Below are 25,679 nucleotides of genomic sequence, written 5' to 3' on the forward strand. Positions count from 1 at the left end.
GAAACGAACGGGGAAGGGGAACATGTCAATCGGTTCCGATCAGGGCGCGCGTCGCCGCTTCGACATCCGCCTGACGCATCAGCGCTTCGCCGACGAGGAAGCAGCGAACGCCCTTCCTGGCCATGGCGTCAAGATCCTCGCGGCTGGCAAGGCCGCTTTCGGCGACGAAGGTGCAGCCCGGCGGGGCGCGGCCGACCAGTTCATAGGTGCGCTCGAAATCGACCGAGAAGTCTCTGAGGTCGCGGTTATTGACGCCGATCAGCCGCGACTTCAGCCGCAGCGCGCGGTCGAGCTCGGCGGCGTCATGGACCTCGACCAGCGCATCCATGCCGTGATCGATCGCCGCCGCCTCGATCTCCGCCATCTCGCCGTCATCCAGCGCCGCGACGATGATCAGGATGGCGTCCGCGCCCAGCGCCCGCGCCTCGGCGACCTGCCAGGGATCGACCATGAAGTCCTTGCGCAGCACGGGCAGCGAACAGGCCTCGCGCGCGGCGACCAGATAGGCGTCCGCCCCCTGGAAATAGGGCTCGTCGGTCAGCACCGAGAGGCACGCCGCGCCGCCTGCCTGATAGGCGCGGGCATGGGCGGGCGGATCGAACTGCTCGCGGATCGGGCCTTTGGACGGGCTGGCCTTCTTGATCTCGGCGATCAGCGCGGGACCGGTCGCGGCCTTGGTCTCGAGCGCGGCGCGGAAGCCGCGCACGGCGGACGCCTCGCGCGCCGCCGCCTCCACCTCGGCGAGCGGGCGCGCGGCCTTGCGGCGGGCGACCTCCAGCCGCTTGCTGTTGCAGATCTCCTTGAGCACGTCGGTCATGAATAGGCGATCCAGCAGTCGAGCAGCGTGTTGGCGAGGCCGTTGTCGAGCACCTCGCCGGCTTCCTCTATCCCAGCCTCCCAGCTGGGCGAATGGCCGGCGACCTGCAGCGCGGCGGCGGCGTTGATCAACACCGCGTCGCGATAGGGGCCGTGCTCGCCCTGGAGCAGGCGGCGGAGCGCGGCGGCGTTGTGCGCCGCCTCGCCACCACGGATCGCCGAGATGGGATGGCTGGGAATGCCCACCATCTCGGGCGTGATCCGGTGCTCCATGCGCAAGCGTCCGACCGGCACCAGCCGCGTCGCACCGGCGCAGCTGATCTCGTCCAGCCCTTCCTCACCCGAGACGACCAGGGCCGCCTCGGTGCCGAGCTGTTCCAGCGCATCGGCATAGGGCTCGGCATAATCGGGGCGGGCGATGCCGATCAGCTGGCGGCCGACATGCGCCGGATTGGCGAGCGGGCCCATCAGGTTGAAGATGGTGCGCCGGCCGATGCGCTTCCGGATCGGCGTGATGCGCTTCATCGCGGGATGGTGATTGGCGGCGAACAGGAAGGCGATGCCGATATCCCTGAGACTCGCCTCGGCGAGCCGCCCGGCGCGCTCCATGTCGAGGCCCAGTTCTTCCAGCGTATCGGCGGCGCCCGCCTTGGACGAGGCGGCGCGGTTGCCGTGCTTGGCGACGGGCACGCCGCACGCCGCGACGACCAGGCTGACCGCGGTCGAGACGTTCAGGGTGTGGTGGCCGTCGCCGCCGGTGCCGCAGACGTCGATCGCCCCTGCCGGGGCCTCGATCGGGATCAGGCGCTGGCGCAGGCCCTTGGCGGCCTCGGCGATTTCGAGGCTGGTCTCGCCGCGTTCGGAGAGCGCGACGAGGAAGATGGCGATCTCGTCCTCGCTCGCCTTGGCGTCGAGGATGTCGGCGAAGGCCCTGGCCGCCTCTTCGCGGCCGAGCGGCTCGTGCGGATCGGGCAGGGGGCCGTACTGGTTCACTTGGTCGGCTCCATGCCGGCGATCTTGAGGAAATTGGCGAGCAGCGCGTGGCCGTGCTCGGTGGCGATGCTTTCGGGGTGGAACTGGACGCCGTGGATCGGCAGGCTTGCGTGCCGCACGCCCATTACCGCGCCGTCCGGGCTGGTCGCGTTGACCTTGAGCGGCGCGCCCGCGTCCTCGACGACAAGGCTGTGATAGCGCGTCGCGGTGAAGGGGGAGGGCAGGCCGGCGAACACGCCGCTTGCGTCATGCTCAACCGGTGCGGTCTTGCCGTGCATCAGGTGGCCGCGCACCACCTTGCCGCCGAAATGCTGGCCGATCGCCTGATGGCCGAGGCACACGCCGAGCAGCGGCTTCCCCGCATCGGCGGAGGCGGCGACCAAATCGAGGCTGACGCCCGCCTCGTTGGGCGTGCAGGGGCCTGGCGAGATGAGGAAACCTTTGGCCCCGCTCGACAAGGCTTGGCCGGCGGAGATCGCGTCGTTGCGGACGACTTCGACGGGCGCGCCCAGCTCCATCAGATAATGGACCAGGTTCCAGGTGAAGCTGTCGTAATTGTCGATGACGAGGATCATGGCGGAGCGCACCCTTATCGGCGAACGCGGCGCACACAAGTGCGAGGCGGTTCAGGAGGCGGAAAGGTTGCGGCCCCCATGCCGGCCGGATAGGGAGACATCCATGCCGGGTCGCGCCGCCGCTTTCGTTATCACATTGGCGCTTGCCGCCCCGGTCTTCGCACAGGACGCGCCGCCCGAGCGGATCGTCAACGCCGAGGTTTATGGCGCCGATCCCTGTCCCGAGGCGACCGAGGACGAGATCGTCGTCTGCAAGCGCCTGCCCGAGAGCGAGCGCTACCGCCTGCCCAAGCGCTTCCGCGAACCGGCCAACAAGAAGCCCAACGCCGCCTGGGCGACGCGCGTGCAGACGATGGACGAGGTCGGCCGCGTCGCCGGCGGGCTGCCCAATACCTGCTCGCCGATCGGATCGGGCGGGCATACCGGCTGCACCCAGGCGATGATCGACGCCTGGTACGCCGACCGCCGCGCCCGCCAGAGCGAGCTGGAGGCGGCCGACAACTACGTTCCCGAGTAGGCGCTTCTACTGCGGGGCGAGGACGATCCGCCGTCCGTTCTGCGAAACCAGCACCATCCGGCCATTGTTGCGTTCGCGAATGGTGAGCGGGCCCCGGAGCGCGCCGAGCAAGGCGTTCTCCTCAGTCATGCGCGGACCCGGGCAGGCCATCTTGGTCGCCATGATCGGGCCGGTGATCAACCGTTCGCCCTGGACCCGATAGGTCCCGCTGAAGCTGTTGCAGGCGCGCCCGGAGATGCGCCCTTCGGCAAAGGCTATGGTCGAGAACTGCGCGCGCGTGCCATCGATATTGGCGACGCGCCAGCTGGTGCCGTCAAGCGGCGCCATGCCGAGCCCGCTCTCACCGCCGCAGCCGTTGAGCCTGCGGCCGTCCACGGTGACGCGAACGGTGTCCGGATAGGAGCGGTCGCTCATGCCGTCGCTGCAGCGGACATGGGTGATGTCGACGGTCAGGCGACGGGTTTCGTAACGTTCGCCGTTGATGCCGACGCGCGGGCGCGGCGTCGGCACGGTGACGATGCGCCCTTCGGCCGATTCATAGCGCATCGCGCCGCCGCCGATGGCGACCGACCAGAAGGGCTCGGTGCCCACGGCGCGGTAATTCTTGCTCGAGGGCGGGGGCGGATAGGTGCCGGGCCCGTCGTCTCCCGGCATCGTCATGGTGCAGGCGGAAAGCGCGAGCGCGGCAAACGGCAATGTGGCGAGAGTCTTCATGGGTCGTCCCTCCGTGTTTACGGAGATGCAACGATCAGCCTGAACCCTTGGTTGCACGGCGCTGGTTGAGCACCTCATAGGCCATCACCGCGGTCGCGACGGCGGCGTTGAGGCTATCCGCCTTGCCGAGCATCGGCATGCGCACCAGCAGGTCGCACGCGTCCTCATAGGCGGCGGGCAGCCCCTGCGCCTCGTTGCCGACCAAGATGAAGGTCGGGCTGACGTAGCGCGGCGCCTGATAGTCGGTTTCGGTGCGTAGCGAGGTGCCGACGAGCTGGCCGGGACCGGCGCGGAGCCAGGCGACGAAATCGCTCCAGCGCGTGGCGGCGACCGCTTGTGTGAACAGCGCCCCCATGCTGGCGCGCACCGCCTCCACCGCGAAGGGATCGGTGCAGTCGTCGACCAGGATTAGCCCGCCCGCGCCGACCGCGTCGCCGGTGCGCAGGATGGTGCCGAGATTGCCGGGATCGCGTAAGCTCTGCGCGACGATCCAAATATCGGCGGCGGTGCGGTCGATCTGAGCGAGCGGCGTCAGGCGTTCGGGATAGACGCCGATCACGGTCTGCGGATTGTCCTTGCCGGAGAGCTTGGCGAGAATGTCCACGCTGGTGCGAATCGCCTCGCCGCCCGCCGCCTCGACCGCGGCAATCAGGCGGGCGACCTGGGGGTGACCTTCGGAGACATCGGCGAAGAACAGCATCTCCGGCAGGGTACCGGCCTCTTCCGCTTCGATCAGGATGCGCAGCCCTTCGGCCAGGAACAGCCCTTCGCGGCGGCGGTGCTTGCGGTCGCGCAAGGAGCGGACACGCTTGACCAGCGGGTTGGAGAAGCCGGAGATGTCGCGGAGCACGGCGGCCTCAATCCTCGCCGAACTTGTCCTCGACCAGCGAGGAGAGCGCCGCGACCGCGGCCTCGGCGCCGTGGCCCTGAGCGCTGATCGTGATGCTGTCGCCCATCGCCGCGCCGAGCATCATCAGGCCCATGATCGAGGTGCCGGTCACCTTCGCACCGTCCTTCTCGACATCGACGGTGCAGAGCTGCTGGGTTGCGAGCGTGACGAACTTGGCGCTGGCGCGCGCGTGCAGCCCGCGCTTGTTGGTGACGAGCACGGTGCGCGCGATCCGGCTCAAGCGGCGGCTTCCCCAAGCACCTCGGAGGCCACCGAGATATATTTGCGCCCCGCCTCGCGCGCGGCGGCGACGGCATCGACCACCTTCATCGTCTTGCGGGCGCCTTCGAGGCGGATCAGCATCGGCAGGTTGATGCCCGCAATGACCTCGACATGGCCCGCGCGCATCAGCGAGATGGCCAGATTGGAGGGTGTGCCGCCGAACAGATCGGTCAGCACGATCACGCCGCGACCCTTGTCCACCGCCTTGATCGCCTTGGCGATATCGGCGCGGCGCGCCTCCATATCATCGTCGGGACCGATGCAGATGGGCATAATGCGCTCCTGCGGGCCGACGACATGCTCCATCGCGGTGACAAACTCCTCGGCTAGCCGCCCGTGCGTCACCAGAACCAGACCGATCATGCGAAATCGATGCTCCGAAACCTCATCTTGCGACCGGCGCGCGTTCGAGCGCGTCCTGCGGGGCCGTGGCCAGATCGCGATGGGTGACCGTGGGGGAAAAACCTTCAGCGCGCAACCGCCCTGCGACACGATCGGCGACATGTACCGATCTATGACGCCCGCCAGTACAGCCGAAGGCGACGGTGACATTGCCCTTGCCTTCGGCGCGGTAGCGCGGAAGCAACTCGAACAGCAGCGATTCGATCTGCTCGATCGTGTGATAACCGGGATCGCCCATAACATAGGCGGCGACATCTGCGTCGAGCCCCGTGCCGGGCCGCAGCTCGTCCACCCAGTGCGGATTGCGCAGATAGCGCAGGTCGAACACCAGATCGGCGTTGCGCGGGATGCCGCGGGCGAAGCCGAACGACATCACGCTCAACACCGGTTCGAAGTGGTCGCCGCCGAAATTGGCGCGGATCTGCGCCCGCAGATCGTTGGACGAGAGATCGGTGGTGTCGATCAGCCGGTTGGCGAACGCGCGTAGCGGCGCGAGCAGTTCGCGTTCGCGCGCGACGCCGTCGGCGGCCGGCCGATCGAGCGCGAGCGGATGGCGGCGGCGCGTTTCGTTGTAACGGCGTTCAAGCTCGGTCCCCGCGCAATCGAGGAACAAGGTGCCGATCTCACGGCCATGTTCCTCGCGCATCCGCTTGATCCGGCGGACGATCTTCTCCGCGTCGAATCCGCGCGTCTCGGCGCCGAAGCCGACGGCGAGCGGGCGGGTGTCGTCGCCGCCGCCGGGAAGCTCGGTCGCCAGCAGCCGGTCAAGCAGGAGGAGGGGGAGGTTGTCGACCACCTCCCAGCCGAGATCGTTGAGCGTGCGGAGCACGGTCGACTTCCCCGCGCCCGACAGTCCGGTGACGAGCAGGATCGGTTTTTTCGGAGGGGAAGAGATGTCAGCCGCCATGCCGCCTGAGCGCGATCTCTATCTTGATGGGAGCCGAGGCCTCGAGCGACGGCAGCGCCATTTCGGGCAGCTCCACACCGGCGATCCATCGCGCGCCGCGCGGTTCCGGCATGCGCTCCGGATTGTCTGCAAGCTGCACGACCAGGCCGACCCGCGCTTCCTTCAATGCCTCCATCGGCACGATGCCGAGCCCGCGCACCTCGATCATCCCGGCGATATTGGCCGGGGCCGTCGCCCATAGCGCGCCGTCGCGGCGGGTGAGGATGACGTAATCGTCGCTGACCAGCCTGGCGCCCCGGTCGATCAGGCGCAGCGCGAGATCGGACTTGCCCGCCCCCGACCGGCCCTCGATCAGCACGGCGCGATCGCCGATGGCGACGCAGGAGGCGTGAAGCGTTTCGGAACTGAGCGTGCTCATGATTGCTCCACAAGCGGCAGGCAAACGACGAAACGGGCGCCTCGCACGCGGTCCGCGCGCGATTCGACCGCGATGGTGCCCTGATGCGCCTCGACGATGGTCCGCGCAATGGCGAGGCCGAGGCCGGAATGCCGCCCGAAATCCTCCGCATCGGGGCGCACCGAATGGAACCGCCGGAAAATGCTGGTGCGCGCCTCTTCGGGCACGCCGGGACCGTCATCGTCGACGGTGACAACCAGCCAGCCATCCTCCTCGCGCGCGCCGATCGTCACCGTGCCGCCCGGCGGCGAGAAGGAGACCGCGTTGTCGATCAGATTTTCGAACACGCGTTCGAGCCGTGCGCCCTCCCCGAGCACGACCATATCGGCGGCGTCGGCCTGGTCGAAGCGTAGCGTGACGCTCGACTCGGGCGCGCGGGCGCGGCGGACCTCGATCAGCGCGGCGATCATCTGCGCCAGATCGACCTCCTCGAACTGCGCGCGGCTCAGCTGCGCGTCGAGCCGGGAGGCATCCGAGATGTCGCTTATCAGCCGGTCGAGCCGGTGCACATCGTCCCGGACGATTTCAAGCAATTGCGCCTGGAGCGCGGGATCCTTGACCGTGGCGAGGCTCTCGACCGCCGATCGCAGCGAGGCCAGCGGGTTCTTGAGCTCGTGCGTCACATCGGCGGCGAAGGCCTCGGTCGCGTCGATCCGCGCGCGTAGGGCAAGGCTCATATCCGACAGCGCGCGCGCCAGCATGCCGATCTCGTCGCGGCGCGTGGGCAGGCGGGGGACGACCACCTCGCGCGCGCGTCCCAGCCGGACGCGCACCGCCGCGCGCGCCAGCCGACGCAGCGGCCGCACGATGGTGCGCGCGAGGAACAGCGAGAGCAGGATCGAGATTAAGGTAACGATGCCCAGCACCACGCTCAGCCGGAATCGCTCGACGCGGACGGTTTCGGTGATGCTGCGTGCGTTGACCGCGGTCATCACCACGCGCCCGCCCGGCTCCAGCGGCGCAAAGGCGAGGATCACCGGCGTGCGGTCCGGCGCGCGCAGCACCTGCGCGCGCGTCGCGTCATTCTCGCGCGCGAACACAACGCCCGGCCAGGCCGAGCCGATATCCGGATCGCGATCGCGGTAGAGCGGCGCGCGCTCGGCGCCGACCACGGTATCGATCACCGCGTCGAGGAAGCGCGCAGCGGTCTGGTCCCAGCCCTGCTTGTCGGGATCGCGCAGCACGAAGTTGCGCACGCCCAGCGCGCGGCTGTCGAGCAGGCGGGTGTCGTCGGGCGCGTAGAGGCGGATGCGCGACCAGGTTTCCCGCGAAAGGCGGGCGGCGAGCGGCTCCATCTGATCGAGCGGGACCGAGCGCAGCGCCTCGGCGATCAGCCGGACCTCGCGGTTCGCCTGCATCACACGGCTGTCGACAATGCGGCTGCGATAGCTGTCGAGATAGAAGAAGCCGCCGGCGAGCAGCGCCAGCGCGAAGATGTTGACCGCGAGGATGCGCCGCGTGAGCGAGACGCGGCCCGACCAGCGCAGCGCGAGATCGCTCTCGAACCGCTCAATCTTCGGAGAATCGATATCCGGCGCCATAAAGCGTCTCGATCGCGTCGAATTCCGGGTCGACCGCGCGGAACTTGCGGCGCACGCGCTTTATGTGGCTGTCGATGGTGCGATCGTCGACATAGATGTCGTCCTGATAGGCCGCGTCCATCAGCTGGTTGCGCGTCTTGACGATGCCGGGGCGCTGGGCGAGCGTTTCGAGGATCATGAACTCGGTGACGGTCAGCGTCACCGGCTCGCCGCCCCAGGTGACGCGGTGACGCGCCGGGTCCATCGCCAGGCGGCCGCGCTCGATCGGCTGGGGCTGGCCCTCTTCCGCGCCTTCGTCGCTGCTGCGCGCGGCGTCGGTGCGGCGCAGGATGGCGCGAATGCGGGCGATGAGCAGGCGCTGGCTGAAGGGCTTGGCGATATAGTCGTCCGCGCCCATCGCCAGGCCCAGCGCTTCGTCGAGCTCATCGTCTTTCGACGTGAGGAAGATCACCGGCAGCGCCGACTTCTCGCGCAGGCGACGGAGCAGTTCCAGCCCGTCCATTCGCGGCATCTTGATGTCGAACACCGCGAGATCGGCCGGGTTCTCCAGCAGCGCCTTGAGCGCCGTCTCGCCGTCCGAATAGACTCGCGTCAGAAATCCTTCGGCCTGCAGCGCGATCGATACCGAGGTAAGGATGTTGCGGTCGTCGTCGACCAGCGCGATCGTGGCTGTCATCGCGATACGGGGCTGCGCGGCGGGATCATTGCGCACCCGGTTAAACCAAAGCGCGGGGCGGCTCAACCGATGGAACCGGTTACGAGTTTGACCCGTCCCAAAGTGCGGGATAACGGACCCGCATAAAGACGCGGACTCGGCAGAAGTCCGTGACATGCAAACTTGGGGAGATCGCCGATATGGCACCGCGTATGCCCGTCAAGGGCCTGTCGTCATTGGGAATCGCAACCGATGCGACCCTCCACTGGAATCTGATCACCGCACCGCTTTACGAACACGCCATCCGCCGCGGCGAAGGACGGCTGGCGAAGCACGGCCCGCTGGTCGTCGCCACCGGCAAGCACACCGGGCGCAGCGCGCAGGACAAGTTCATCGTTCGCGACGCCGAAACCGAAAACACGATCTGGTGGGGCAAAACCAACAAGGGCATGAGTCCTGAGCATTTCGCCGCGCTCAAGGCCGATTTCCTTGCGGCGCTGGGCGAGCGCGACGAGCTGTTCGCGCAGGATCTCTATGGAGGGTCGCAGCCAGAGCACCGCGTCCGCGTCCGGGTAATCAACGAACTCGCCTGGCACAGCCTGTTCATCCGCACGATGCTGGTGCGGCCGGAGGAGAGCGAGCTCGCTGGTTTCGACCCCGAATACACCATCATCGATCTGCCCAGCTTCCGCGCCGATCCTGCGCGCCACGGCACGCGCGGCGAGACGGTGATCGCGGTCAGCTTCACCGACAAGCTGATCTTGATCGGCGGCACCGCCTATGCCGGCGAGATGAAGAAATCGGTATTCGGGCTGCTCAACTACAAGCTGCCGGCCGAGGGCATCATGCCGATGCACTGTTCAGCCAATATCGGCCCCAGGGGCGACACCGCGGTGTTCTTCGGGCTTTCGGGCACGGGTAAGACGACGCTGAGCGCCGACGCAAGCCGCACGCTGATCGGCGATGACGAGCATGGCTGGTCGGACACCGCCGTGTTCAACTTCGAAGGCGGCTGCTACGCCAAGATGATCCGCCTGTCCGAAGAGGCCGAACCGGAGATTTTCGCCACAACGCGCCGTTTCGGCACGGTGCTGGAGAATGTCGTGATGAACCCGGACACGCGCGAACTCGACCTCGACGACGCCAGCCTGGCGGAGAACAGCCGCGGATCCTACCCGATCGACTTCATCCCCAACGCTTCCGCGCACAATATGGGGCCGGTGCCGAAAAACGTTGTGATGCTGACCGCCGACGCTTATGGCGTGCTGCCGCCGATCGCGAAGCTCACGCCGGACCAGGCGATGTACCACTTCCTCTCCGGCTACACCGCGCGCGTCGCGGGGACCGAGATGGGCGTGACCGAGCCCGAGGCGACCTTCTCCACCTGCTTCGGCGCCCCGTTCATGCCGCGCCACCCGAGCGTCTACGGCAACCTGCTCAAGGAGCGGATCGCCCAGGGTGGCGTCTCGTGCTGGCTGGTCAACACCGGCTGGACCGGCGGCAAGTACGGCGTCGGCAGCCGCATGCCGATCAAGGCGACGCGCGCGCTGTTGAACGCCGCGCTCGACGGCAGCCTGAACGACGCCGAGTTCCGCACCGATCCGAACTTCGGCTTCAAGGTGCCGGTGGCGGTGCCGGGGGTCGACAGCGCGATCCTCGATCCCCGCCGGACCTGGGCGAACAAGGAGGAATACGACGCGACCGCGGCGGCCCTGGTCGACCAGTTCGTCGCCAACTTCGCCCAATTCGCGGACGCGGTGGACGAGGGGGTGCGACAAGCCGCCCCGCAAGCAAGCAGCGCCGAAACAGCATAACCGGCCCGGCAGCGATCGGGTCCCTCCCCAAGGAGCCCGATCGATGACCGACCATCCGCCCCGCCTGTTCGCCGACGCCGCCGCCATCGTCCGGGTGGGGCAGGGGCTGCTCGCCTGCACGCTGCCCAGGGCCGAATGGACACATGAGGCGCACCTCGGCGCCACCACATGGCTGGCGCGCGAACGGCCGGACATCGACCTCGACGCCGAGCTGCCGGGCATCATCCGCCGCTACAACGAAAGCGTCGGCGGGGTGAACGACGATTGCCAAGGCTACCACGACACGATCACCCGCGTGTTCCTGCACGGAGTCCGCGCGCATGTCGCTGATCGTCCGGCGGGCGAGCCGCTGGAGGCTTGCGTCAACGCGCTGCTGCTGTCGGCGCGGGGCAAGCGCGACTGGCCGCTTCGCTTCTATTCGCCCGAGCGGTTGTTTTCCGTCGCCGCACGGCGCGGCTTCGTCGAACCCGACCTGCGTCCGCTCGGCTAATGTTGCGGCAGCGCGCCCGGTAGGGGCTCGACGCGCAGCGCGCCGCGGTCGCCGCCGGTCACGCGCATTCGCGTGCCAACGGAGGCATCGGGGCCATGCGCGGTCCATTCGCCGTCGCCGACGCGGATGCGGCCCGTGCCGTTCTCGATCGCCTGGACCACCGTCACGGTCTCGCCCACCAGCCGCGCGACGCGATCGTTAAGCAGCGGATCGCTGCTGTCGACCGGGAATTCGCGGTACCAGCGCTTGCCGATCAGCACCGCGACCACCGCCCAGGCGGCGAAGCTGACCAGCTGCCCGGCCAGCCCCAGCTCGGGGAACAGCAGCGAGAGCAAGCCGGTGATAACTGCAGCGATCGCGAGGAACACCAGGAACACGCCGGGAATCGCCAGCTCCGCCAGCACGAGCAGCGCGCCGCCGGCGATCCACCACGCGCCGGGCGAATCGAACCAGCCGTCCATCATTCGCCCTTGATCTCGAACGGGCCAGTGCGAGGCGATGGGGCCGGGGGCGGGAGCGGCGCGTCACGATCGCCGAGCGCGCTCTTCGCCAACTCGCCGATGCCGCCCAGCGATCCGATCAGCTGGGTCGCCTCGACGGGGAACAATATGGTCTTGGCGTTGGGCGAGGTGGCGAACTTCCCCACCGCCTCGACATATTTCTGCGCGATGAAATAGTTGAGGCTCTGGCTCGATCCCTTCTCGATCGCGTCGGAGACGAGCTGGGTCGCCTTCGCCTCCGCTTCGGCGGCGCGCTCGCGCGCCTCGGCGTCACGGAAGGCCGATTCGCGGCGGCCCTCCGCCTCAAGGATGCGCGCCTGCTTCTGTCCCTCAGCGCGCAGGATTTCGGAAGCACGCGTGCCTTCCGCTTCGAGGATGTTGGCGCGCTTCTCGCGCTCGGCTTTCATCTGGCGGCCCATAGCGTTGACGATGTCGGCGGGCGGGCGGATGTCCTTGATCTCGACGCGGGTGATCTTGACTCCCCATGCCGTCGTCGCGTGATCGACCACCGACAGCAGCCGCGCGTTGATCTCGTCCCGCTTCGACAGCGTCTCGTCGAGGTCCATCGAGCCCATCACGGTGCGCAGGTTGGTGGTGGTCAGCTGAAGCAGCGCGACATAGAGGTCGCTCACTTCATAGGCGGCCTTGGCCGGATCGAGCACCTGGAAGAAGACGACGCCGTCGGTCGAGACCATCGCATTGTCGCGGGTAATGATCTCCTGCCCCGGAATGTCGATCACCTGCTCCATCATGTTGACCTTGCGCCCGACGCGGTAGACGAGCGCGGGGACGAAGTTGAAGCCCGGTCGGGCGACACTGGTGAAGCGGCCGAAATGCTCGATGGTATACTGATAGCCCTGGCGGACGATCTTCACGCTGACGAGCAGGTAGAACACCACCACCGCAGCGAGAATGCTCAATAGAGTCGTCAACATCGTCCCGGTTCCCCCTTGGCCTGTCGAGCCGATTGCTAGCATAGAACGCCGATGAGCGAACAGACCTACATCGCCCCGCGCACTGCGCTGTTCATGCCTGCGAGCAACCCTCGCGCGATCGATAAGGCGCGGACCCTGGCGGTCGACATGGTGATCCTCGACCTGGAGGATGCGGTGAAGGCTGAGGACAAGGAGGCGGCGCGCGACGCGGCGGTGGCCGCATCCGCCACCTTCGGCGATCGGATGGTGGGCATACGCGTCAATGCGGAAGGCAGCGATCATTTCAAGGACGATCTGAAGGCGGTCAAGAAATCCGCCGCGACGCATGTGATCGTCCCCAAGGTCGAGATGCCCGAGGTGATCGCCACCGCCGGTGCCTATGCCAAGCGGCCGGCGCTGGCGATGATCGAGACTCCCGCCGGTGTGATGAATGTCGGCCCGATCGCGAGCGCCAAGGGCTGGGGTTACGAGATCGCCGGGCTGATCGTCGGCACCAACGATCTCGCCGCCGGCCTGCGCCTGCCACCGGGGAGCGGCCGCGCGGCGATGGCGACGGCGCTGCAACTGGTGGTGCTCGCCGCGCGCGGGCGCGAGATCTGGGCGCTCGACGGCGTGTTCAATGCGCTCGACGATCCGCAAGGGCTGGAAGAAGAATGTCGTCATGGCCGCGCGCTGGGGTTCGACGGCAAGAGCCTGATCCATCCGGGCCAGATCGACATCGCCGCCCGCGCCTTCGCCGCAACCGAAACCGAGATCGCCGAGGCGCACGCCCTGATCGCCGCCGCGTCGGGCGGGGCGGAGCGCTACAAGGACCGGATGATCGAGGAGATGCATGTGGAACAGGCGAAAGCGCTGCTGGCGCGTGAGGGCGTGACCTGATCCGTCGCCCCGCGCAGGCGGGGGCCGCTGGGTTTGTGGCACATCGACCCTCGCATATGCCGACTTGAGGCCCCTGCCTGCGCAGGGGCGACGGTTCGTGGCCCTAGCCCTCGGCCCGCCGCTTGATTACATGGGCCGCCACGAATCGATTCCGCACAAGGGACTTCTGGCGCTCATGGACATTCCGCTCGGCCTCACCTTCGACGATGTCCTGCTGCTGCCCGGCGAATCGGATGTGCTGCCCAGCCAGGCGGATACGCGCACCAAGCTGACCCGCGAGATTTCGCTCAACATCCCTATCCTGTCCTCGGCCATGGATACCGTGACCGAGGCGGACATGGCGATCGTCATGGCGCAGATGGGCGGGATCGGCGTGCTCCATCGCAACCTTTCGGTTGAGGAACAATGCGCCGCCGTCCGCCAGGTCAAGCGCTTCGAAAGCGGCATGGTGGTCAACCCGATCACCATCGCGCCTGACGCCACGCTGGCCGAGGCGCAGGCGCTGATGGCGGCCAACCGGATCAGCGGAATTCCGGTGGTCGAGGCGTCGGGCAAGCTGGTCGGCATCCTCACCAACCGGGACGTGCGCTTCGCCGAGAATCCGCGCCAGCCCGTCGCCGAGCTGATGACGAGGGACAATCTCGCGACCGTCTCGACCGGCGTCGGCCAGGAGGAGGCGCGCCGGCTGCTCCACCAGCGGCGGATCGAGAAGCTGCTGGTGGTGGACGACGCCTATCGCTGCGTCGGGCTGATCACGGTCAAGGATATCGAGAAGGCGGTGACCTATCCCGATGCGACCAAGGATGGATCGGGCCGGCTGCGCGTGGCGGCGGCGACCACGGTGGGCGACAAGGGCTATGATCGCACCGAGGCGCTGGTCGAAGCCGAGTGCGACCTGATCGTCATTGACACCGCCCACGGCCACAATCGCGACGTCGCACGCGCGGTCGAGCGGGTGAAGCGGCTGTCCAATTCGGTGCAGGTCGTCGCCGGCAATGTCGCGACCGCCGAGGCGACGCGCGCGCTGATCGATGCTGGCGCGGACGGGATCAAGGTCGGTATCGGACCCGGATCGATCTGCACCACGCGCGTCGTCGCGGGCGTCGGCGTGCCGCAGCTGACCGCAATCATGGAAGCCGCGGCCGAGGCGGCCAAGTCCGGCGTGCCGGTGATCGGCGACGGTGGGCTGCGCACCTCGGGCGACGTCGCCAAGGCGCTGGCCGCCGGAGCGTCATCGGTGATGGTCGGATCGCTGCTCGCAGGCACGGAGGAGGCTCCGGGAGAAACCTTCCTGTATCAAGGGCGTGCGTACAAATCCTATCGCGGCATGGGAAGCGTCGGCGCGATGGCGCGCGGCTCGGCCGACCGCTATTTTCAGCAGGACATCAAGGACCAGCTCAAGCTGGTGCCGGAGGGGATCGAGGGGCAGGTGCCCTTCAAGGGACCCGCGCGCGACGTGATCCACCAGTTGGTCGGCGGGGTGAAGGCGGCGATGGGCTATACTGGCTCGAAGAGCATCGCCGATCTGCAGGCGCGGGCGAAGTTCGTCCGCATCACCGGCGCGGGTCTGCGCGAAAGCCATGTTCACGACGTGACGATCACGCGGGAAGCCCCGAATTATCCTACTCGTTAGGGCGGGCTCATTGGCGATCAGATTACCACCCTTTTTCCGTCACCCCGGACTTGTTCCGGGGTCCATCGTGCCCCAGGCAAAGCCCTTGCGTGTGGCACGATGGATGCCGGAACAAGTCCGGCATGACGGTGGCTGGATATGACCCCAGGCGCGCGTGTCCAGGCGGCGATCGAGATCCTCGATCAGGTCATAACGGCGGCGCGGGAAGGCGGCGCGGCAGCGGACACGCTCGCTCAGCGCTATTTCGCAACGCGACGCTATGCCGGGTCGAAGGATCGCCGCGCGGTGCGCGAACTGCTCTATGACGCGATCCGGCGCGCGGGGGAACTGCCTGCGAGCGGGCGGGCGGCGATGCTGGGGCTGACCGAGGACCGCCCTGATATCGCCGCGCTGTTCGACGGCGAGCCGCACGCGCCCGCGCCGATCGGGCAGGACGAGACGCCTGCCCCCGCCGGAACCGCGCCTGGTTGGCTGGCCGACCGGCTGACGCAATCGGGCGTCGATGCCGCGACACAGGCCGCGCTGCTCGGCCGCGCGCCGCTCGACATCCGGGTCAACCGGCTCAAGGCGAGCCGCGATGACGTCATGGCGGCCTGGCCTGACGCCGAACCCTTGCCCCATGCGCCCGACGGGCTGCGCCTGCCGACCGGCGCCGCAATCGAGAACAGCGCGGAATATGCGCAAGGGCTGGTCGAGGTGCAGGACCATGGCAGCCAGCTCGTTTCGCTGGCCGCTGCCGTGTCTCCCGGCGCGAACGTGATCGACCTGTGCGCGGGTGGAGGCGGCAAGACATTGGCATTGGCAGCGGCGATGGAGGATCACGGTCATATCATCGCCACCGACACCGATCGCGGCCGGTTGCAGCGGCTGCCGCCGCGCGCTGGGCGGGCGGGGGTGTCGATCGTCGAAACACGGCTGCTGGATCCGGGGCGCGAGGCGGCGGCGCTGGGCGATGTCGTGGGCGCGGCCGATCTGGTGCTGATCGACGCGCCCTGTTCGGGCACGGGCACCTGGCGGCGCAACCCCGAGGCGCGCTGGCGGCTGACTCCCGAGCGGCTCGCCCGCCTCGTCGCATTGCAGGCGCGCCTGCTCGACCTGGGGGCTTCGCTGGTGCGGCCGGGAGGCACGCTCACCTATATCGTCTGCTCGCTGCTCGACGAGGAAGGTGCGGACCGGATCGCCGATTTCCTGTCACGTCATGATGGATGGAAAGCGGAAACGATTGATCTTGCAGTTGGAACGCCTCGTGGAGCCGGTTTGCGGCTCGATCCATATAGGGACTCGACGGACGGCTTCTTTGTCGCGAAACTGGGGCGATCATGTTAGATCAGGCCAGGTCAGATCAGGCCCGACCGGCCGTGTTGGAGACGATCATGCGCTTTACCCCCATCGCCGCCGCCATCTCGCTGACGCTGCTGACCGTATCGAGCGTCAGCCACGGCCAGCGCGCGGACGACGTGATCGATCCGCGCAGCCTGGCGCTGATGGAAAAGGGCGTCGCGGCGCAGAAGGCCGGCGACCTCAAGGGCGCAACCGACGCGCTGGAAACAGCGTTGGTGGTCGATCCGCGCAATCGCCAGGCGTTCCTGCGCCTCGCCGAGGTGGCCAAGGCGCAGGGGCTGACCGGCAAGTCGATCCGCCTCTATCGCGAGGCGCTGACGCTCGAGCCCAATGACTTGAAGGCGCTCGCGGGCCAGGGCGATGCAATGGTCGCCAAGGGCGCGGTCGAGAAGGCGCGCGAGAATCTCGCCCGCATCAAGGCGCTGTGCACCTCGGCCTGCCCCGAGGCGACGACGCTCGCCTCGTCGATCGCCAAGGGTCCGCCCCAGGCGGTGGTCGCCGCGCAGACTGTCGCGCCCAAACCGACCGCGGAAGAGACCGAGGACGCTCAGCCCTGATCGAGCGTTCGCGCCAGTGATACGAACTCGGCGACGCTGACGGTTTCGGCGCGGCGGGTCGGGTCGATTCCCAGCCGGCCGAGCGCATCGAGCGCGCCGGGCGTTCCCTTGAGGCTCTGGCGCAGCATCTTGCGGCGCTGGCCGAAGGCGGCGGCGGCCAGACGTGCGATCGTCCTGACCGACACACCCTCCGGCGCTTCCTCCGGCACAATGTGCGCCACCGCGGACATCACCTTGGGCGGCGGCGTGAAGGCGGAGCGGTGGACGCTCATCGCAATGCGCGGGTTCGATCGCCACTGGGCGAGCACCGCCAGCCGGCCATAGGCGTCGCTGCCAGGCGAAGCGACGATCCGCTCGGCCACCTCCTTCTGGAACATCAGCGTCAGGCTTCGCCACCAGGGCGGCCAGTCCGCCTCCAGCCAACCGATCAGCAACGCGGTGCCGACATTATACGGCAGGTTGGCGACGATATGCGGGCGGCCCTCGAACAGCGGCAGCGGATCAATCGCCAGCGCGTCGCCCTCGATCACGCGCAGCCGGTCCGGATAGGCCTCACCCAATTCCGCAAGCGGCGCCATGCAGCGCCGGTCGCGCTCGATCGCCGCGACGCGCGCGCCGGCCGCCAGCAGGGCGCGGGTTAGGCCGCCCGGACCGGGGCCGATCTCGAGCACCTCCGCGTCCCCAAGATCGCCAGGCACACGCGCAATCCGGTCGAGCAACTGGCCATCGAACAGGAAATTCTGCCCCAGCGCCTTGCTGGCGGACAGGCCGTGCGCGCGGATGACCTCACGCAGCGGAGGAAGGCCGCTCACGCCTCGGCGAAAGCGCGGTGGCGGGCGGCGTCGGCGGCCATACGGATCGCCGCGATCATCGCGCCGGGATTGGCGACGCTGCGCCCGGCGATGGCGAAGGCGGTGCCGTGATCGGGGGCGGTGCGCACGATCGGCAGGCCCAGCGTCATGTTGACGCCTTCGTCGAAATGGAGCGTCTTCAGCGGGATGAGCGCCTGATCGTGATACATGCAGATCGCCGCGTCGTAATTGGCGCGAGCACGCGCGTCGAACAGCGTGTCCGAGGCGAAGGGGCCGGTCGCGTCGATGCCCTCGTCGCGCAGGATGCACACCGCGGGTTCAATGATGTCGACCTCCTCGCGGCCCAGCGCGCCCTGCTCGCCGGCATGGGGATTGAGCCCGGCGAAGGCGAGCCGCGGACGCTGAATGCCGAAACTGCGGGTGAGGCCGCGCGCGGTGGTGCGCGCCTTGGCCAGCAGCAGCTCGATGCTGAGCATGTCGGGCACCGCGCTGATCGGCACATGCGTCGTTACCGGCACCACGCGCAGCGAAGGCCCGGCGAGCATCATTACCGTATTGTCGCCCGCCACGCCGCAGCGTTCGGCGATGAACTCGGTCTGGCCGGGATGGGCGAAGCCGATCGCGTAGAGCTGCGCCTTGCTGACCGGCGCGGTGACGACCGCGCCCGCGCCGCCCGCGCGCGCGAGCCCCGCGGCGAGCTCCAGCGAATCGAGCGAGCAGCGCGCGCCGGCGAGATCGGGGTTGCCCGGTTCGATCTCGCCCGCGTCGTGCACCGGGATCACGGGGAGCGCGCGGGCGAAGACGCGTTCCGCCTCGATCGGATCGTCGATCCGCTCGACCGGGCCGTTCCAGATTCGGCCGATCGAGCGCGGGTCGCCGACGGCGAAGAAGGGGCGGAGTTCGGCTTGGTCGCGTGCTTCCCAGGCCTTGGCGACGATTTCGGGCCCGATCCCCGCCGGGTCACCCAGGGCAACCGCGAGAGGGGTCATGCCGCGCTCATCGATAATCGACCACCGCATCGCGGCGCAGATCGCGCAGATAGCGCTGGGCGCGGCGGTTGGTGCGCTCTTCCTCGAGCTGGCCCATCACCTGATCGAAGGACGGCGCGCTCGCCACCTGGGCGTCGTCGCGGCCGCACAGCACCAGCGTGCGCACGCCCTCGGTCGGCGAGCCGAAAGGCGGCGTCGCCTGGCCGATCTGCATGCCGAGCATGATGTCCTGCAGCTGCGGCGGCAGATCGCGCACGCGCACCGAATCATTGTCGACCACGGTCGCGCCCAACGTCTTGGCCACCTCGTCCACCCGGCCGCAGCCCTGCAGCGACTGGATCGCGCTCGCGAATTGCGACGCCCTTTGCGTGGCCTGCGCTTCGGTAGTCCCCGCCGGGAAGGCGATCGACATCTGGCGCAGGCTGAGCACCGCGTCGCGCGGGTCGGCGGTCAGGATCTGGCGCTCGTCGACCTTGAGCAGGATCGAGACGCCGCCCGGGAGCGGAATCGGACCGGCGACCTGGCCGACCTGCAGCTCCTGCGCCGCAGAGGCGAGCTGTTCGGGCAGCTGCGCGGCGCGAATCCAGCCGAGATCGCCGCCGACCGCGGCGGTCGAGGCTTCGGAGAACTGCCGCGCATAGGTGGCGAAGGAGCCGCCATTCTTGAGCTGCTCGATGATCCGCTGCGCATTCGCAACGGTCTGTTCCATGGTGTCGGGCGTGCCCGACAGGAATATCTCGCCCAGACGGTATTCGGCCGTGCCCTTGGACGCGTTCAGCCGGGCGATGATCGACTGCACCTCCTCGTCCGCCACGTTGACGAAGGGGGTGATCTGGCGGCTGAGCAGGCGCTGCCAGGCGAGCTCGCCCTCGATCTGGCGCTTCAGCGACTTGGGCGAGGAGTTCTGCTGGCGCAGGAATTCGTCGAACTGCGCGGGCGTGCGCTGGAAGCTGCGCGCCACGCGGGCATAGCCCTGATCGATCTCCTGCTGGGTGACCTCGATCTCGTTGGCCTTGGCCTCCTGGATCTGCAGCGTCTCGTCGATCAGGTTGCGCACCACCTGCAGGCGCAGGCGCTCGAGCTCGTCAGGCGGAACCTGCCCCTGGTTGGCCGCGACGACCAGCGCCAGGCGGTGGTCGACATCGGTGCCGGTGATCAGCTCGCCGTTGACGATCGCGGTGGCCTTGCGGACGTTCGGGTCCTGCTTGCCGAAGATCGTCGGATTTTCGGGCAGGTTCAGGTTGGTCGGCGGCGGGACGTCGTCCTGCGGCGCAGGCGCGGTCTGCGCGACCGCGGCGCCCGCGAGGATCAGCCCCAGGGCGCCAAGCGCAAGACGCGCGCGCGGGGATTTGGCGATATTCTTCAAGGCAACCTCTTCAACGGCGCAAATGCATCGGCGGCCCATGCCGCCATTCAACTGAACGAGGGCTTAGCGGCCCAAATTCTTGAACGCCAGCCGGAAGAGCACGCTGTCGCCCGAGCGCGCGTCGCCGATGTCCGAATAGTTGCGCCGCCAGGTCAGCCCGATCTCGATGCAATCGTCCTCATAGGCGACGCCCAGCCGGTGCCTGAGCGGCTCATAGCCGTCGGCAAGCGACAGGGGATCCTCCTGGCGGTCGGTCAGGTCGATCACCGCCGATCCGAACACCGACCAGAAGCGCGCGAACGCGACCCGCCCGCCGACGCGCGCCTCCTCGCGATCCTGCAGGTCCTCCAGCTCGTCACCGATATCGCGGTTGAGACGCAGATAGCCGAGCTGCGCGTAGGTGCGCCGGCTGCCGATCGTCGCGTCGATCTCGTTGCGGCGAACGGCGAGGTCGTCCTTGTCGAGCCGGTAGCGATGGGTGAAGGTGACGAAATCGCGGAACTTGACGCGCGTGCGCCCGACGATGTCGGACGTGCGGTCGAACAGGCCGGTTCCGTCGGGGAACAAGGTGGGCTGCGCGTCGAGGCGGTAGCTCTGGCCGACCGTCGCCTCGAGCGCGAAATCGGGCAGGTCCAGCGCATAGTCGACGCCGTAGGTGACGCGCGCCGAATCCTCGAACCGGTCGTAGCCCGGGAAGCGATTCAGGGCGAAGAGGTTCGAATCCTCCAGATCGACCGCCCGGGCGTCCTCATTGGGAATATCGAGATTGCGGACCGGCGGGGAGGCGACGAGCTGCACGCGCGGGGTGATCCGCTGCGTGCCCCCGAGAAACGCGCCGATGAACGGCCATTGCACGTCGACCGCGAGCGCGCCGATCACGCGCCCCTGCACGCCCTCCTCACCGCGATAGCCGAGGATCTCGGTCGAGAGCGTGTCGCTGGTGTGATAGACGTCGCCGCGCGCATAGGCGGTGAAGGTCACCTCCTGGCCCCAATCGGTCAGCTTGCGCAGGTCCCAGCGGGCGCCGGCGAAGGCGCGCTGCGTATCCTGCCCCTCTGTCCTCAGCAATGCGAGCGTATTGCCCTGCAGCTCGATCACGCCGCCGAGCAGCGGATCGGCGATGCGGCGGCGATAGTCGATCGCGGGAAGGGCGATCGGCTGCTGCCCCTGCGGATCGCCGAAGCGCAGCGTCTGCACCGCCCAGCCGGCGATCTGGAGATAGCTGTCGCGGTCGATCCGCTCGGCCTTCACCACCGAACGCAGGCGATCGTCGTTGGACAGTTCGTAACGGCGCAGGAAGGTGCGGTCGGTCACCCGCCGGATCGATCCCGACACGCTCCATTCGGGGGAGAGCTGGAAGCGGCCCGAGGCGTCGATATAGCCGCGCAGCTCGTTCTGGCTGGCGTCGCCGGCCTCGGCGGTCTGGGGCAGCACGTCCGAATAGGTCAGGTGCCCCGCGATCCGGTAGGCGCCGTCCCCGGTCAGCGCGCGATATTCGCCCGAGATCATAGGCGCGACATTGCTGAACACGCGCGGGGTGACGACGAGATCGCGGTTGGGCGACAGCCGCCAATAATAGGGCGCGGCGATGTCGATGCCGTTGATGCTGTCATAGCGGACATCGGGCACCAGCAGGCCCGATCCGCCCAGATCGCCGGTCGGATGCGAGAAATTGGGGAGCGGCAGGGTGAAGCCGAACAGGGAGAAGCGCGCGCCCTTGTAGCTCATCCGCTCGCGCACCTGATCATAGGTGACGCGCACCGCCTCGATCTTCCACACCGGGTCCTTGGGACAGCCTTCGCTGTCGACCACCGCGCAGGGCGTGTAGGCGGCGCGATCGAGCGTGACGACGTCGCCGCCGCGCGTGCCGCGCTGCGCCGCGAGCCGGCCGCCTTCGTCGAGCACGATCAGCAGATTCTGGACGACGCCGTCCTTCAGGCTGTCGGTCAGCTCGATCGAATCGCCGTAGGCGACATCGCCCTGCGGATTGACCACGGCGATGTTGCCCGTCGCCGTCACCTTGCCCGTGGCGCGGTTCCAGGTAACGCTGTCGGCGCGCAGGCGGTTGCCCTCGCGAAACAGGCGGACGTCGCCCGAGGCGGTGACGATCTCGGTCTCGTAATTATATTCGAGGCTGTTGGCGCTGAATTCGATCTGGTCGTCCTCGACCGGCGCGGTGGGGCTGGGCGGCGGCGGATCGACCGGGCGATCCTGCAGGTCCTGCGCGACCGCCGGGGCGGCGAGCGCGAGGCCGAGCGCGAAGGCTGCGGTGGCGAACAGTCCGTGGCGCATTACTCAGCCAAACACCCCAATCGCCCCCCTGACGGGGCGTCGAAGCGGCTGCCCTATCGCACCGCACCCGCGCCGTCCATCCAAGGGCGCGCCTTTGCGTCGGGCGGAGGGTGCGCCTAGATGGTCGCAATACCGATTCCCCTGAAAGGCTCGTCCGCAATGAAAGTCCGCTTCGCCGATACGGCTCCCGACCGCATGCCCATCGCCTATCCGATCGCCAAGGGCGGGCTCGCCGGGACCGCGATCGGCGGGCTCGGCGCGGACGCCTCCACGCTGGTGCGCGCCTCGGCCGCCGGGGTGCGCTTCGAAGGCGAGGCGGGAACGATCGCCGAGGCGTTCATCGCCGAAGGGAAGGGCACGCGGCGGATCATCCTGGTCGGCACCGGCGGGGGCACGCCGCAGGAATGGGAGCGCGCGGGCGGCGCTGTCGCCGCGCGGCTGCTGGTCTCCGGCGAGACCGGCGTGGCGATCGACCTGACCGGCAGCGCCGCCGACGCCGCGGCCGCCGCGCTGCTCGCAGCCGGCGCGCGCCAGCGCGCGTGGCGGCATGACGTCTATCGCACCAGGCTGGCCGACAAGCAGAAACCCACGCTGGAGGAAGTGACGATCGTCGGCGCGCCCGAGGGCAGCGACGCCGCCTGGGCGCATCAGGACGCGCTGACCCAGGGCGTCGCCTTCACCCGCGCGCTGGTGTCCGATCCGCCCAACATCCTGTTTCCCGAGGAATTCGTCGCGCGCTGCCGTGATATGGAGACGCTCGGCGTCAAGCTGACCGTGCTCGACGAGGCGGCGATGCGCGAGGCGGGCATGGGCGCGCTGCTGGGCGTCAGCCAGGGCTCCGTGCGCGAGGCGCGGCTGCTGGCGATGCACTGGAACGGCACCGGCAACGACGCCGATCCGCCGCTGGCGCTGGTCGGCAAGGGCGTGACCTTCGACACCGGCGGCATATCGCTGAAGCCCGGCCCCGGCATGGAGGACATGAAGTGGGACATGGGCGGCGCGGGCGCGGTCGCCGGCGCGATCCGTGCGCTGGCGCTGAGGAAGGCCAAGGCCAACGTCGTCGGCATCTGCGGGCTGGTCGAGAACATGCCCGACGGCGCGGCGCAGCGTCCCGGCGACATCGTCACCTCCATGTCCGGCCAGACGATCGAGATCCTCAACACCGACGCCGAGGGGCGGCTGGTGCTGTGCGACGCGATCACCTGGGTGCAGAAGCATTTCCGCCCCAGGACGATCGTCGATCTGGCGACGCTGACCGGCGCGATGATCATCGCGCTGGGCAACGAGCATGGCGGCCTGTTCTCCAACGACGACGAACTGGCCGAGAAGCTCGCCGCCGCTGGCAAGGCGGTGGGCGACCCGCTGTGGCGCTTCCCGCTGTCCGATGCCTACAACAAGCTGATCGACAGCCCCATCGCCGACATGAAGAATGTCGGCCCGCGCGGCGCGGGATCGATCACCGCGGCGCAGTTCATCCAGCGCTTCGTCGACGAGGGCGTCAAATGGGCGCATCTCGACATCGCCGGGATGGTCTGGGCGGACAAGCCCGGCGCGACCTGGGACAAGGGCGCGACGGGGTATGGCGTGCGGCTGCTGGATCGGTTCGTTGCCGAGAATTTCGAGGCTTAGTCGTCGCCCCTGCGCAGGCAGGGGCCTCAGTCGGCAAGCGCAGAGTTCAGAAGTGCCACAAACCAAGCGGCCCCTGCCTGCGCAGGGGCGACGGACACAGCAATGCAGGTCGATTTCTACCATCTGACCGCCACCCCGATCGAACGCGCGCTGCCGCGCATCGCCGAGCGGGTGCTGGAATCGGGCGCGCGGCTGCTGGTGGTGTCGGCGTCGGAGACGCAGCGCGGGCAGATCGACAAGGCGCTGTGGACCTATGCGCCCGACAGCTTCCTGCCCCACGCGCAGGCGGGCGGCGAGCGTGACGATGGCCAGCCGGTGCTGATCGCCGCCGATTGCGCCGCCGCCAACGGCGCGCGCCACATCGCGCTGATCGACGGCGAGTGGCGCGACGATGCGCTCGCCTTCGACCGCGCCTTCCACTTTTTCGACGAGACCGGAATAGAGGCGGCGCGCGCCGCGTGGCGCGGCCTCGCGACGCGCGAGGGCGTCGAGCGCCGCTACTGGAAGCAGAGCGAGGGCGGGCGCTGGGAACAGGTTGCCTGAACCGCGCCCCGCGTCTAAGGGCGCGGCAAATCCATCATCACCACCCTATTAGAGGACAGCACGGCATGGCCGCGACCCGCACCTTTTCGATCATCAAGCCCGACGCCACGCGCCGCAACCTGACCGGCGCGGTCACCAAGATGCTGGAGGATGCGGGCCTGCGCGTCGTCGCCTCCAAGCGCATCCACATGACCCGCGAGCAGGCGGAGGGCTTCTACGCGGTGCACAAGGAGCGGCCCTTCTTCGGTGAGCTGGTCGATTTCATGATCTCCGGCCCCGTCGTGGTGCAGGTGCTCGAGGGCGAGGACGCGGTGAAGCGCAACCGCGACGTGATGGGCGCGACCAATCCCAAGGACGCGGCCGAGGGCACGATCCGCAAGACCCACGCCGAATCGATCGAGGCGAACACCGTCCATGGTTCGGATTCGGACGAGAATGCGGCGATCGAGATCGCCTATTTCTTCAAGCCCGAAGAGATCGTCGGCTGACGCCTGACTTCACCCTGCGGCGCGCCGCGGCCGAAGACGCCGCGGCGCTCGCGCTGGTCGGGGCGGCGACCTTCCTCGACGCGTTCGCCGGCATTCTCGACGGTCCCGATATCGTCGCGCATTGCGCCGCGAACAACAGCGCGGCCGCGTTCGGCAAATGGCTGGGCGACGGGGGCAGCGTCGTCTCGATCGCCGAGACCGCGACCGGCGGCGCGCCGGTCGGCTACACGGTGCTCACCGCGCCCGACCTGCCGATCGCGATCGGGCCCGGCGATATCGAGCTCAAGCGCATCTACGCACTGTCGCGGTTCCACGGAACGGGGCTGGGCGGGGCGCTGATGGAGCTGGCGCTCGACGATGCGCGGCGGGCGGGAAAGTCACGCGTGCTGCTCGGCGTGTACGGCGAAAACGCCCGCGCCCGGGCGTTCTACGAGCGCCATGGCTTCACGCTTTCGGGCAAGCGCGACTTCAGGGTCGGCGCGACCGTCCACCAGGATGTAATCTACGCGCGCGCGTTGAATCGTTGATCGCCAATCTCGTCACCCCGGACTTGTTCCGGGTGTGGATTCACATTTGAAGTGCAACGGTTGGAGGAAGGCTTCGGCTGGGGTTTGGAAGCCGAGGCATTTGCGGGGTGTATTGTTGTAGCGGCGGACGAGCTTG

29 protein-coding genes and 1 pseudogene are annotated in these 25,679 nt (G+C 68.4%); 11 read left to right on the forward strand and 19 right to left on the reverse strand.

Annotated elements, in window-relative coordinates:
* Nucleotides 1–25: 25 nt before the first annotated feature.
* From trpC to D1610_RS16240, 3 genes are read right to left on the reverse strand one after another with little or no spacing between them, the layout of a single operon-like run.
* The gene (gene trpC, locus D1610_RS16230; RefSeq protein ID WP_118865248.1) at nt 26–817 is read right to left on the reverse strand and encodes an indole-3-glycerol phosphate synthase TrpC; all 792 of its coding nucleotides are present in this window, start codon (nt 815–817) and stop codon (nt 26–28) included.
* Entirely contained in the window at nt 814–1,809 is a 996-nt protein-coding gene (gene trpD / locus D1610_RS16235; RefSeq protein ID WP_118865249.1) for an anthranilate phosphoribosyltransferase, read from the reverse strand. Before trpD ends, trpC begins: the two co-directional genes overlap by 4 nt.
* Nucleotides 1,806–2,384: an anthranilate synthase component II gene (locus D1610_RS16240; protein ID WP_118865250.1), complete on the reverse strand. Its 579-nt coding sequence runs from the start codon at nt 2,382–2,384 to the stop codon at nt 1,806–1,808. Before D1610_RS16240 ends, trpD begins: the two co-directional genes overlap by 4 nt.
* Before the next feature lie 103 nt (nt 2,385–2,487).
* Between D1610_RS16240 and D1610_RS16245 the strand changes: the two genes are divergently transcribed.
* Nucleotides 2,488–2,901, forward strand: a complete 414-nt coding sequence (locus D1610_RS16245; RefSeq protein ID WP_118865251.1) for a hypothetical protein — start codon at nt 2,488–2,490, stop codon at nt 2,899–2,901.
* A 6-nt stretch (nt 2,902–2,907) separates the two neighbouring features.
* Here D1610_RS16245 and D1610_RS16250 read toward each other — a convergent pair whose 3' ends face one another.
* Genes D1610_RS16250 through D1610_RS16285 form a run of 8 tightly spaced genes read right to left on the reverse strand, consistent with a single transcriptional unit; the run spans nt 2,908 to nt 8,769 of the window.
* On the reverse strand, nt 2,908–3,615 hold the full coding sequence (locus tag D1610_RS16250) for an META domain-containing protein (RefSeq protein WP_182466882.1): 708 nt from the start codon (nt 3,613–3,615) through the stop codon (nt 2,908–2,910).
* A gap of 34 nt (nt 3,616–3,649) precedes the next feature.
* Nucleotides 3,650–4,465: a TrmH family RNA methyltransferase gene (locus tag D1610_RS16255; protein WP_118865253.1), complete on the reverse strand. Its 816-nt coding sequence runs from the start codon at nt 4,463–4,465 to the stop codon at nt 3,650–3,652.
* Between the two features lie 7 nt (nt 4,466–4,472).
* A complete protein-coding gene (locus D1610_RS16260; protein ID WP_118865254.1) occupies nt 4,473–4,745 on the reverse strand; it encodes an HPr family phosphocarrier protein in 273 nt (90 codons plus the stop codon).
* Nucleotides 4,742–5,149, reverse strand: coding sequence for a PTS sugar transporter subunit IIA (locus D1610_RS16265; protein ID WP_118865255.1), 408 nt, complete (start codon nt 5,147–5,149; stop codon nt 4,742–4,744). Before D1610_RS16265 ends, D1610_RS16260 begins: the two co-directional genes overlap by 4 nt.
* 22 nt (nt 5,150–5,171) lie before the next feature.
* Nucleotides 5,172–6,095, reverse strand: coding sequence for an RNase adapter RapZ (gene rapZ / locus D1610_RS16270; RefSeq protein WP_118865256.1), 924 nt, complete (start codon nt 6,093–6,095; stop codon nt 5,172–5,174).
* A complete protein-coding gene (locus tag D1610_RS16275; protein WP_118865280.1) occupies nt 6,085–6,516 on the reverse strand; it encodes an HPr kinase/phosphorylase in 432 nt (143 codons plus the stop codon). The genes rapZ and D1610_RS16275 overlap by 11 nt, the downstream gene beginning before the upstream one ends.
* Complete coding sequence (locus D1610_RS16280) at nt 6,510–8,093, reverse strand: sensor histidine kinase (protein WP_118865257.1); 1,584 nt, start codon at nt 8,091–8,093, stop codon at nt 6,510–6,512. The genes D1610_RS16275 and D1610_RS16280 overlap by 7 nt, the downstream gene beginning before the upstream one ends.
* On the reverse strand, nt 8,062–8,769 hold the full coding sequence (locus tag D1610_RS16285; protein ID WP_118865279.1) for a response regulator transcription factor: 708 nt from the start codon (nt 8,767–8,769) through the stop codon (nt 8,062–8,064). Before D1610_RS16285 ends, D1610_RS16280 begins: the two co-directional genes overlap by 32 nt.
* A gap of 179 nt (nt 8,770–8,948) precedes the next feature.
* Here D1610_RS16285 and D1610_RS16290 point away from each other — a divergent pair, with 179 nt between their 5' ends.
* Nucleotides 8,949–10,562 carry a phosphoenolpyruvate carboxykinase gene (locus D1610_RS16290; RefSeq protein ID WP_118865258.1) on the forward strand — a complete coding sequence of 538 codons (1,614 nt, stop codon included), beginning with the start codon at nt 8,949–8,951 and terminating at the stop codon, nt 10,560–10,562.
* A gap of 43 nt (nt 10,563–10,605) precedes the next feature.
* The gene (locus D1610_RS16295) at nt 10,606–11,052 is read left to right on the forward strand and encodes a hypothetical protein (RefSeq protein ID WP_118865259.1); all 447 of its coding nucleotides are present in this window, start codon (nt 10,606–10,608) and stop codon (nt 11,050–11,052) included.
* Here the strand turns inward: D1610_RS16295 and D1610_RS16300 are convergent.
* Together D1610_RS16300 and D1610_RS16305 are read right to left on the reverse strand one after the other, a co-directional pair.
* Nucleotides 11,049–11,516, reverse strand: coding sequence for an NfeD family protein (locus D1610_RS16300; protein WP_118865260.1), 468 nt, complete (start codon nt 11,514–11,516; stop codon nt 11,049–11,051). The genes D1610_RS16295 and D1610_RS16300 overlap by 4 nt on opposite strands.
* Nucleotides 11,513–12,487, reverse strand: coding sequence for an SPFH domain-containing protein (locus D1610_RS16305; RefSeq protein WP_118865261.1), 975 nt, complete (start codon nt 12,485–12,487; stop codon nt 11,513–11,515). Before D1610_RS16305 ends, D1610_RS16300 begins: the two co-directional genes overlap by 4 nt.
* Nucleotides 12,488–12,538: 51 nt before the next feature.
* Between D1610_RS16305 and D1610_RS16310 the strand changes: the two genes are divergently transcribed.
* The 4 genes from D1610_RS16310 (at nt 12,539) to D1610_RS16325 (ending at nt 16,897) form a co-directional block, all read left to right on the forward strand.
* Nucleotides 12,539–13,366 carry an HpcH/HpaI aldolase/citrate lyase family protein gene (locus D1610_RS16310; RefSeq protein ID WP_118865262.1) on the forward strand — a complete coding sequence of 276 codons (828 nt, stop codon included), beginning with the start codon at nt 12,539–12,541 and terminating at the stop codon, nt 13,364–13,366.
* 175 nt (nt 13,367–13,541) lie between these two features.
* Complete coding sequence (guaB, locus tag D1610_RS16315; protein ID WP_118865281.1) at nt 13,542–14,999, forward strand: IMP dehydrogenase; 1,458 nt, start codon at nt 13,542–13,544, stop codon at nt 14,997–14,999.
* 138 nt (nt 15,000–15,137) lie between these two features.
* On the forward strand, nt 15,138–16,325 hold the full coding sequence (locus tag D1610_RS16320) for an RsmB/NOP family class I SAM-dependent RNA methyltransferase (protein ID WP_118865263.1): 1,188 nt from the start codon (nt 15,138–15,140) through the stop codon (nt 16,323–16,325).
* A gap of 47 nt (nt 16,326–16,372) precedes the next feature.
* The gene (locus D1610_RS16325; protein WP_118865282.1) at nt 16,373–16,897 is read left to right on the forward strand and encodes a hypothetical protein; all 525 of its coding nucleotides are present in this window, start codon (nt 16,373–16,375) and stop codon (nt 16,895–16,897) included.
* On the opposite strand, the gene rsmA is transcribed toward D1610_RS16325, so the two are convergent.
* From rsmA to D1610_RS16345, 4 genes are read right to left on the reverse strand one after another with little or no spacing between them, the layout of a single operon-like run.
* A complete protein-coding gene (gene rsmA / locus D1610_RS16330) occupies nt 16,888–17,709 on the reverse strand; it encodes a 16S rRNA (adenine(1518)-N(6)/adenine(1519)-N(6))-dimethyltransferase RsmA (RefSeq protein WP_118865264.1) in 822 nt (273 codons plus the stop codon). The two genes, D1610_RS16325 and rsmA, sit on opposite strands and share 10 nt — an antisense overlap.
* Nucleotides 17,706–18,698, reverse strand: a complete 993-nt coding sequence (gene pdxA / locus D1610_RS16335) for a 4-hydroxythreonine-4-phosphate dehydrogenase PdxA (RefSeq protein ID WP_118865265.1) — start codon at nt 18,696–18,698, stop codon at nt 17,706–17,708. The genes rsmA and pdxA overlap by 4 nt, the downstream gene beginning before the upstream one ends.
* 7 nt (nt 18,699–18,705) lie before the next feature.
* A complete protein-coding gene (locus D1610_RS16340) occupies nt 18,706–20,103 on the reverse strand; it encodes a peptidylprolyl isomerase (protein ID WP_118865266.1) in 1,398 nt (465 codons plus the stop codon).
* A gap of 24 nt (nt 20,104–20,127) precedes the next feature.
* Nucleotides 20,128–22,356: an LPS-assembly protein LptD gene (locus D1610_RS16345; protein WP_118865267.1), complete on the reverse strand. Its 2,229-nt coding sequence runs from the start codon at nt 22,354–22,356 to the stop codon at nt 20,128–20,130.
* Nucleotides 22,357–22,515: 159 nt separating this feature from the next.
* Here D1610_RS16345 and D1610_RS16350 point away from each other — a divergent pair, with 159 nt between their 5' ends.
* From D1610_RS16350 to ndk, 3 genes are all read left to right on the forward strand, one after another.
* Entirely contained in the window at nt 22,516–23,985 is a 1,470-nt protein-coding gene (locus D1610_RS16350; RefSeq protein WP_118865268.1) for a leucyl aminopeptidase, read from the forward strand.
* Nucleotides 23,986–24,087: 102 nt separating this feature from the next.
* Nucleotides 24,088–24,528 (forward strand): DNA polymerase III subunit chi, encoded by a 441-nt coding sequence (locus tag D1610_RS16355; RefSeq protein WP_118865269.1) that lies wholly within the window; start codon nt 24,088–24,090, stop codon nt 24,526–24,528.
* 65 nt (nt 24,529–24,593) lie between these two features.
* Entirely contained in the window at nt 24,594–25,016 is a 423-nt protein-coding gene (gene ndk, locus D1610_RS16360) for a nucleoside-diphosphate kinase (RefSeq protein ID WP_118865270.1), read from the forward strand.
* Here the strand turns inward: ndk and D1610_RS17475 are convergent.
* Nucleotides 24,983–25,138 (reverse strand): hypothetical protein, encoded by a 156-nt coding sequence (locus D1610_RS17475; protein WP_245942343.1) that lies wholly within the window; start codon nt 25,136–25,138, stop codon nt 24,983–24,985. The genes ndk and D1610_RS17475 overlap by 34 nt on opposite strands.
* Before the next feature lie 39 nt (nt 25,139–25,177).
* Between D1610_RS17475 and D1610_RS16365 the strand changes: the two genes are divergently transcribed.
* The gene (locus D1610_RS16365) at nt 25,178–25,543 is read left to right on the forward strand and encodes a GNAT family N-acetyltransferase (protein WP_342768371.1); all 366 of its coding nucleotides are present in this window, start codon (nt 25,178–25,180) and stop codon (nt 25,541–25,543) included.
* A gap of 12 nt (nt 25,544–25,555) precedes the next feature.
* Here the strand turns inward: D1610_RS16365 and D1610_RS17640 are convergent.
* A pseudogene (locus tag D1610_RS17640) lies at nt 25,556–25,679 on the reverse strand (IS30 family transposase); the annotation flags it as partial.

The organism is Sphingomonas gilva (genome assembly GCF_003515075.1).
Classification (GTDB): Bacteria; Pseudomonadota; Alphaproteobacteria; order Sphingomonadales; family Sphingomonadaceae; genus Sphingomonas; species Sphingomonas gilva.

What these genes read in the sequence shown, in the direction of transcription:
- trpC (WP_118865248.1), bottom strand. Translation starts at nt 817, where the DNA reads ATGACCGACGTGCTCAAGGAGATCTGCAACAGCAAGCGGCTGGAGGTC.
- D1610_RS16240 (WP_118865250.1), bottom strand. Translation starts at nt 2,384, where the DNA reads ATGATCCTCGTCATCGACAATTACGACAGCTTCACCTGGAACCTGGTC.
- D1610_RS16245 (WP_118865251.1), top strand. Translation starts at nt 2,488, where the DNA reads ATGCCGGGTCGCGCCGCCGCTTTCGTTATCACATTGGCGCTTGCCGCC.
- D1610_RS16250 (WP_182466882.1), bottom strand. Translation starts at nt 3,615, where the DNA reads ATGAAGACTCTCGCCACATTGCCGTTTGCCGCGCTCGCGCTTTCCGCC.
- D1610_RS16265 (WP_118865255.1), bottom strand. Translation starts at nt 5,149, where the DNA reads ATGATCGGTCTGGTTCTGGTGACGCACGGGCGGCTAGCCGAGGAGTTT.
- rapZ (WP_118865256.1), bottom strand. Translation starts at nt 6,095, where the DNA reads ATGGCGGCTGACATCTCTTCCCCTCCGAAAAAACCGATCCTGCTCGTC.
- D1610_RS16280 (WP_118865257.1), bottom strand. Translation starts at nt 8,093, where the DNA reads ATGGCGCCGGATATCGATTCTCCGAAGATTGAGCGGTTCGAGAGCGAT.
- D1610_RS16285 (WP_118865279.1), bottom strand. Translation starts at nt 8,769, where the DNA reads ATGACAGCCACGATCGCGCTGGTCGACGACGACCGCAACATCCTTACC.
- D1610_RS16290 (WP_118865258.1), top strand. Translation starts at nt 8,949, where the DNA reads ATGGCACCGCGTATGCCCGTCAAGGGCCTGTCGTCATTGGGAATCGCA.
- D1610_RS16295 (WP_118865259.1), top strand. Translation starts at nt 10,606, where the DNA reads ATGACCGACCATCCGCCCCGCCTGTTCGCCGACGCCGCCGCCATCGTC.
- D1610_RS16300 (WP_118865260.1), bottom strand. Translation starts at nt 11,516, where the DNA reads ATGATGGACGGCTGGTTCGATTCGCCCGGCGCGTGGTGGATCGCCGGC.
- D1610_RS16305 (WP_118865261.1), bottom strand. Translation starts at nt 12,487, where the DNA reads ATGTTGACGACTCTATTGAGCATTCTCGCTGCGGTGGTGGTGTTCTAC.
- D1610_RS16310 (WP_118865262.1), top strand. Translation starts at nt 12,539, where the DNA reads ATGAGCGAACAGACCTACATCGCCCCGCGCACTGCGCTGTTCATGCCT.
- guaB (WP_118865281.1), top strand. Translation starts at nt 13,542, where the DNA reads ATGGACATTCCGCTCGGCCTCACCTTCGACGATGTCCTGCTGCTGCCC.
- D1610_RS16320 (WP_118865263.1), top strand. Translation starts at nt 15,138, where the DNA reads ATGACCCCAGGCGCGCGTGTCCAGGCGGCGATCGAGATCCTCGATCAG.
- D1610_RS16325 (WP_118865282.1), top strand. Translation starts at nt 16,373, where the DNA reads ATGCGCTTTACCCCCATCGCCGCCGCCATCTCGCTGACGCTGCTGACC.
- pdxA (WP_118865265.1), bottom strand. Translation starts at nt 18,698, where the DNA reads ATGACCCCTCTCGCGGTTGCCCTGGGTGACCCGGCGGGGATCGGGCCC.
- D1610_RS16340 (WP_118865266.1), bottom strand. Translation starts at nt 20,103, where the DNA reads ATGGGCCGCCGATGCATTTGCGCCGTTGAAGAGGTTGCCTTGAAGAAT.
- D1610_RS16345 (WP_118865267.1), bottom strand. Translation starts at nt 22,356, where the DNA reads ATGCGCCACGGACTGTTCGCCACCGCAGCCTTCGCGCTCGGCCTCGCG.
- D1610_RS16350 (WP_118865268.1), top strand. Translation starts at nt 22,516, where the DNA reads ATGAAAGTCCGCTTCGCCGATACGGCTCCCGACCGCATGCCCATCGCC.
- D1610_RS16355 (WP_118865269.1), top strand. Translation starts at nt 24,088, where the DNA reads ATGCAGGTCGATTTCTACCATCTGACCGCCACCCCGATCGAACGCGCG.
- ndk (WP_118865270.1), top strand. Translation starts at nt 24,594, where the DNA reads ATGGCCGCGACCCGCACCTTTTCGATCATCAAGCCCGACGCCACGCGC.
- D1610_RS17475 (WP_245942343.1), bottom strand. Translation starts at nt 25,138, where the DNA reads ATGCGCGACGATATCGGGACCGTCGAGAATGCCGGCGAACGCGTCGAG.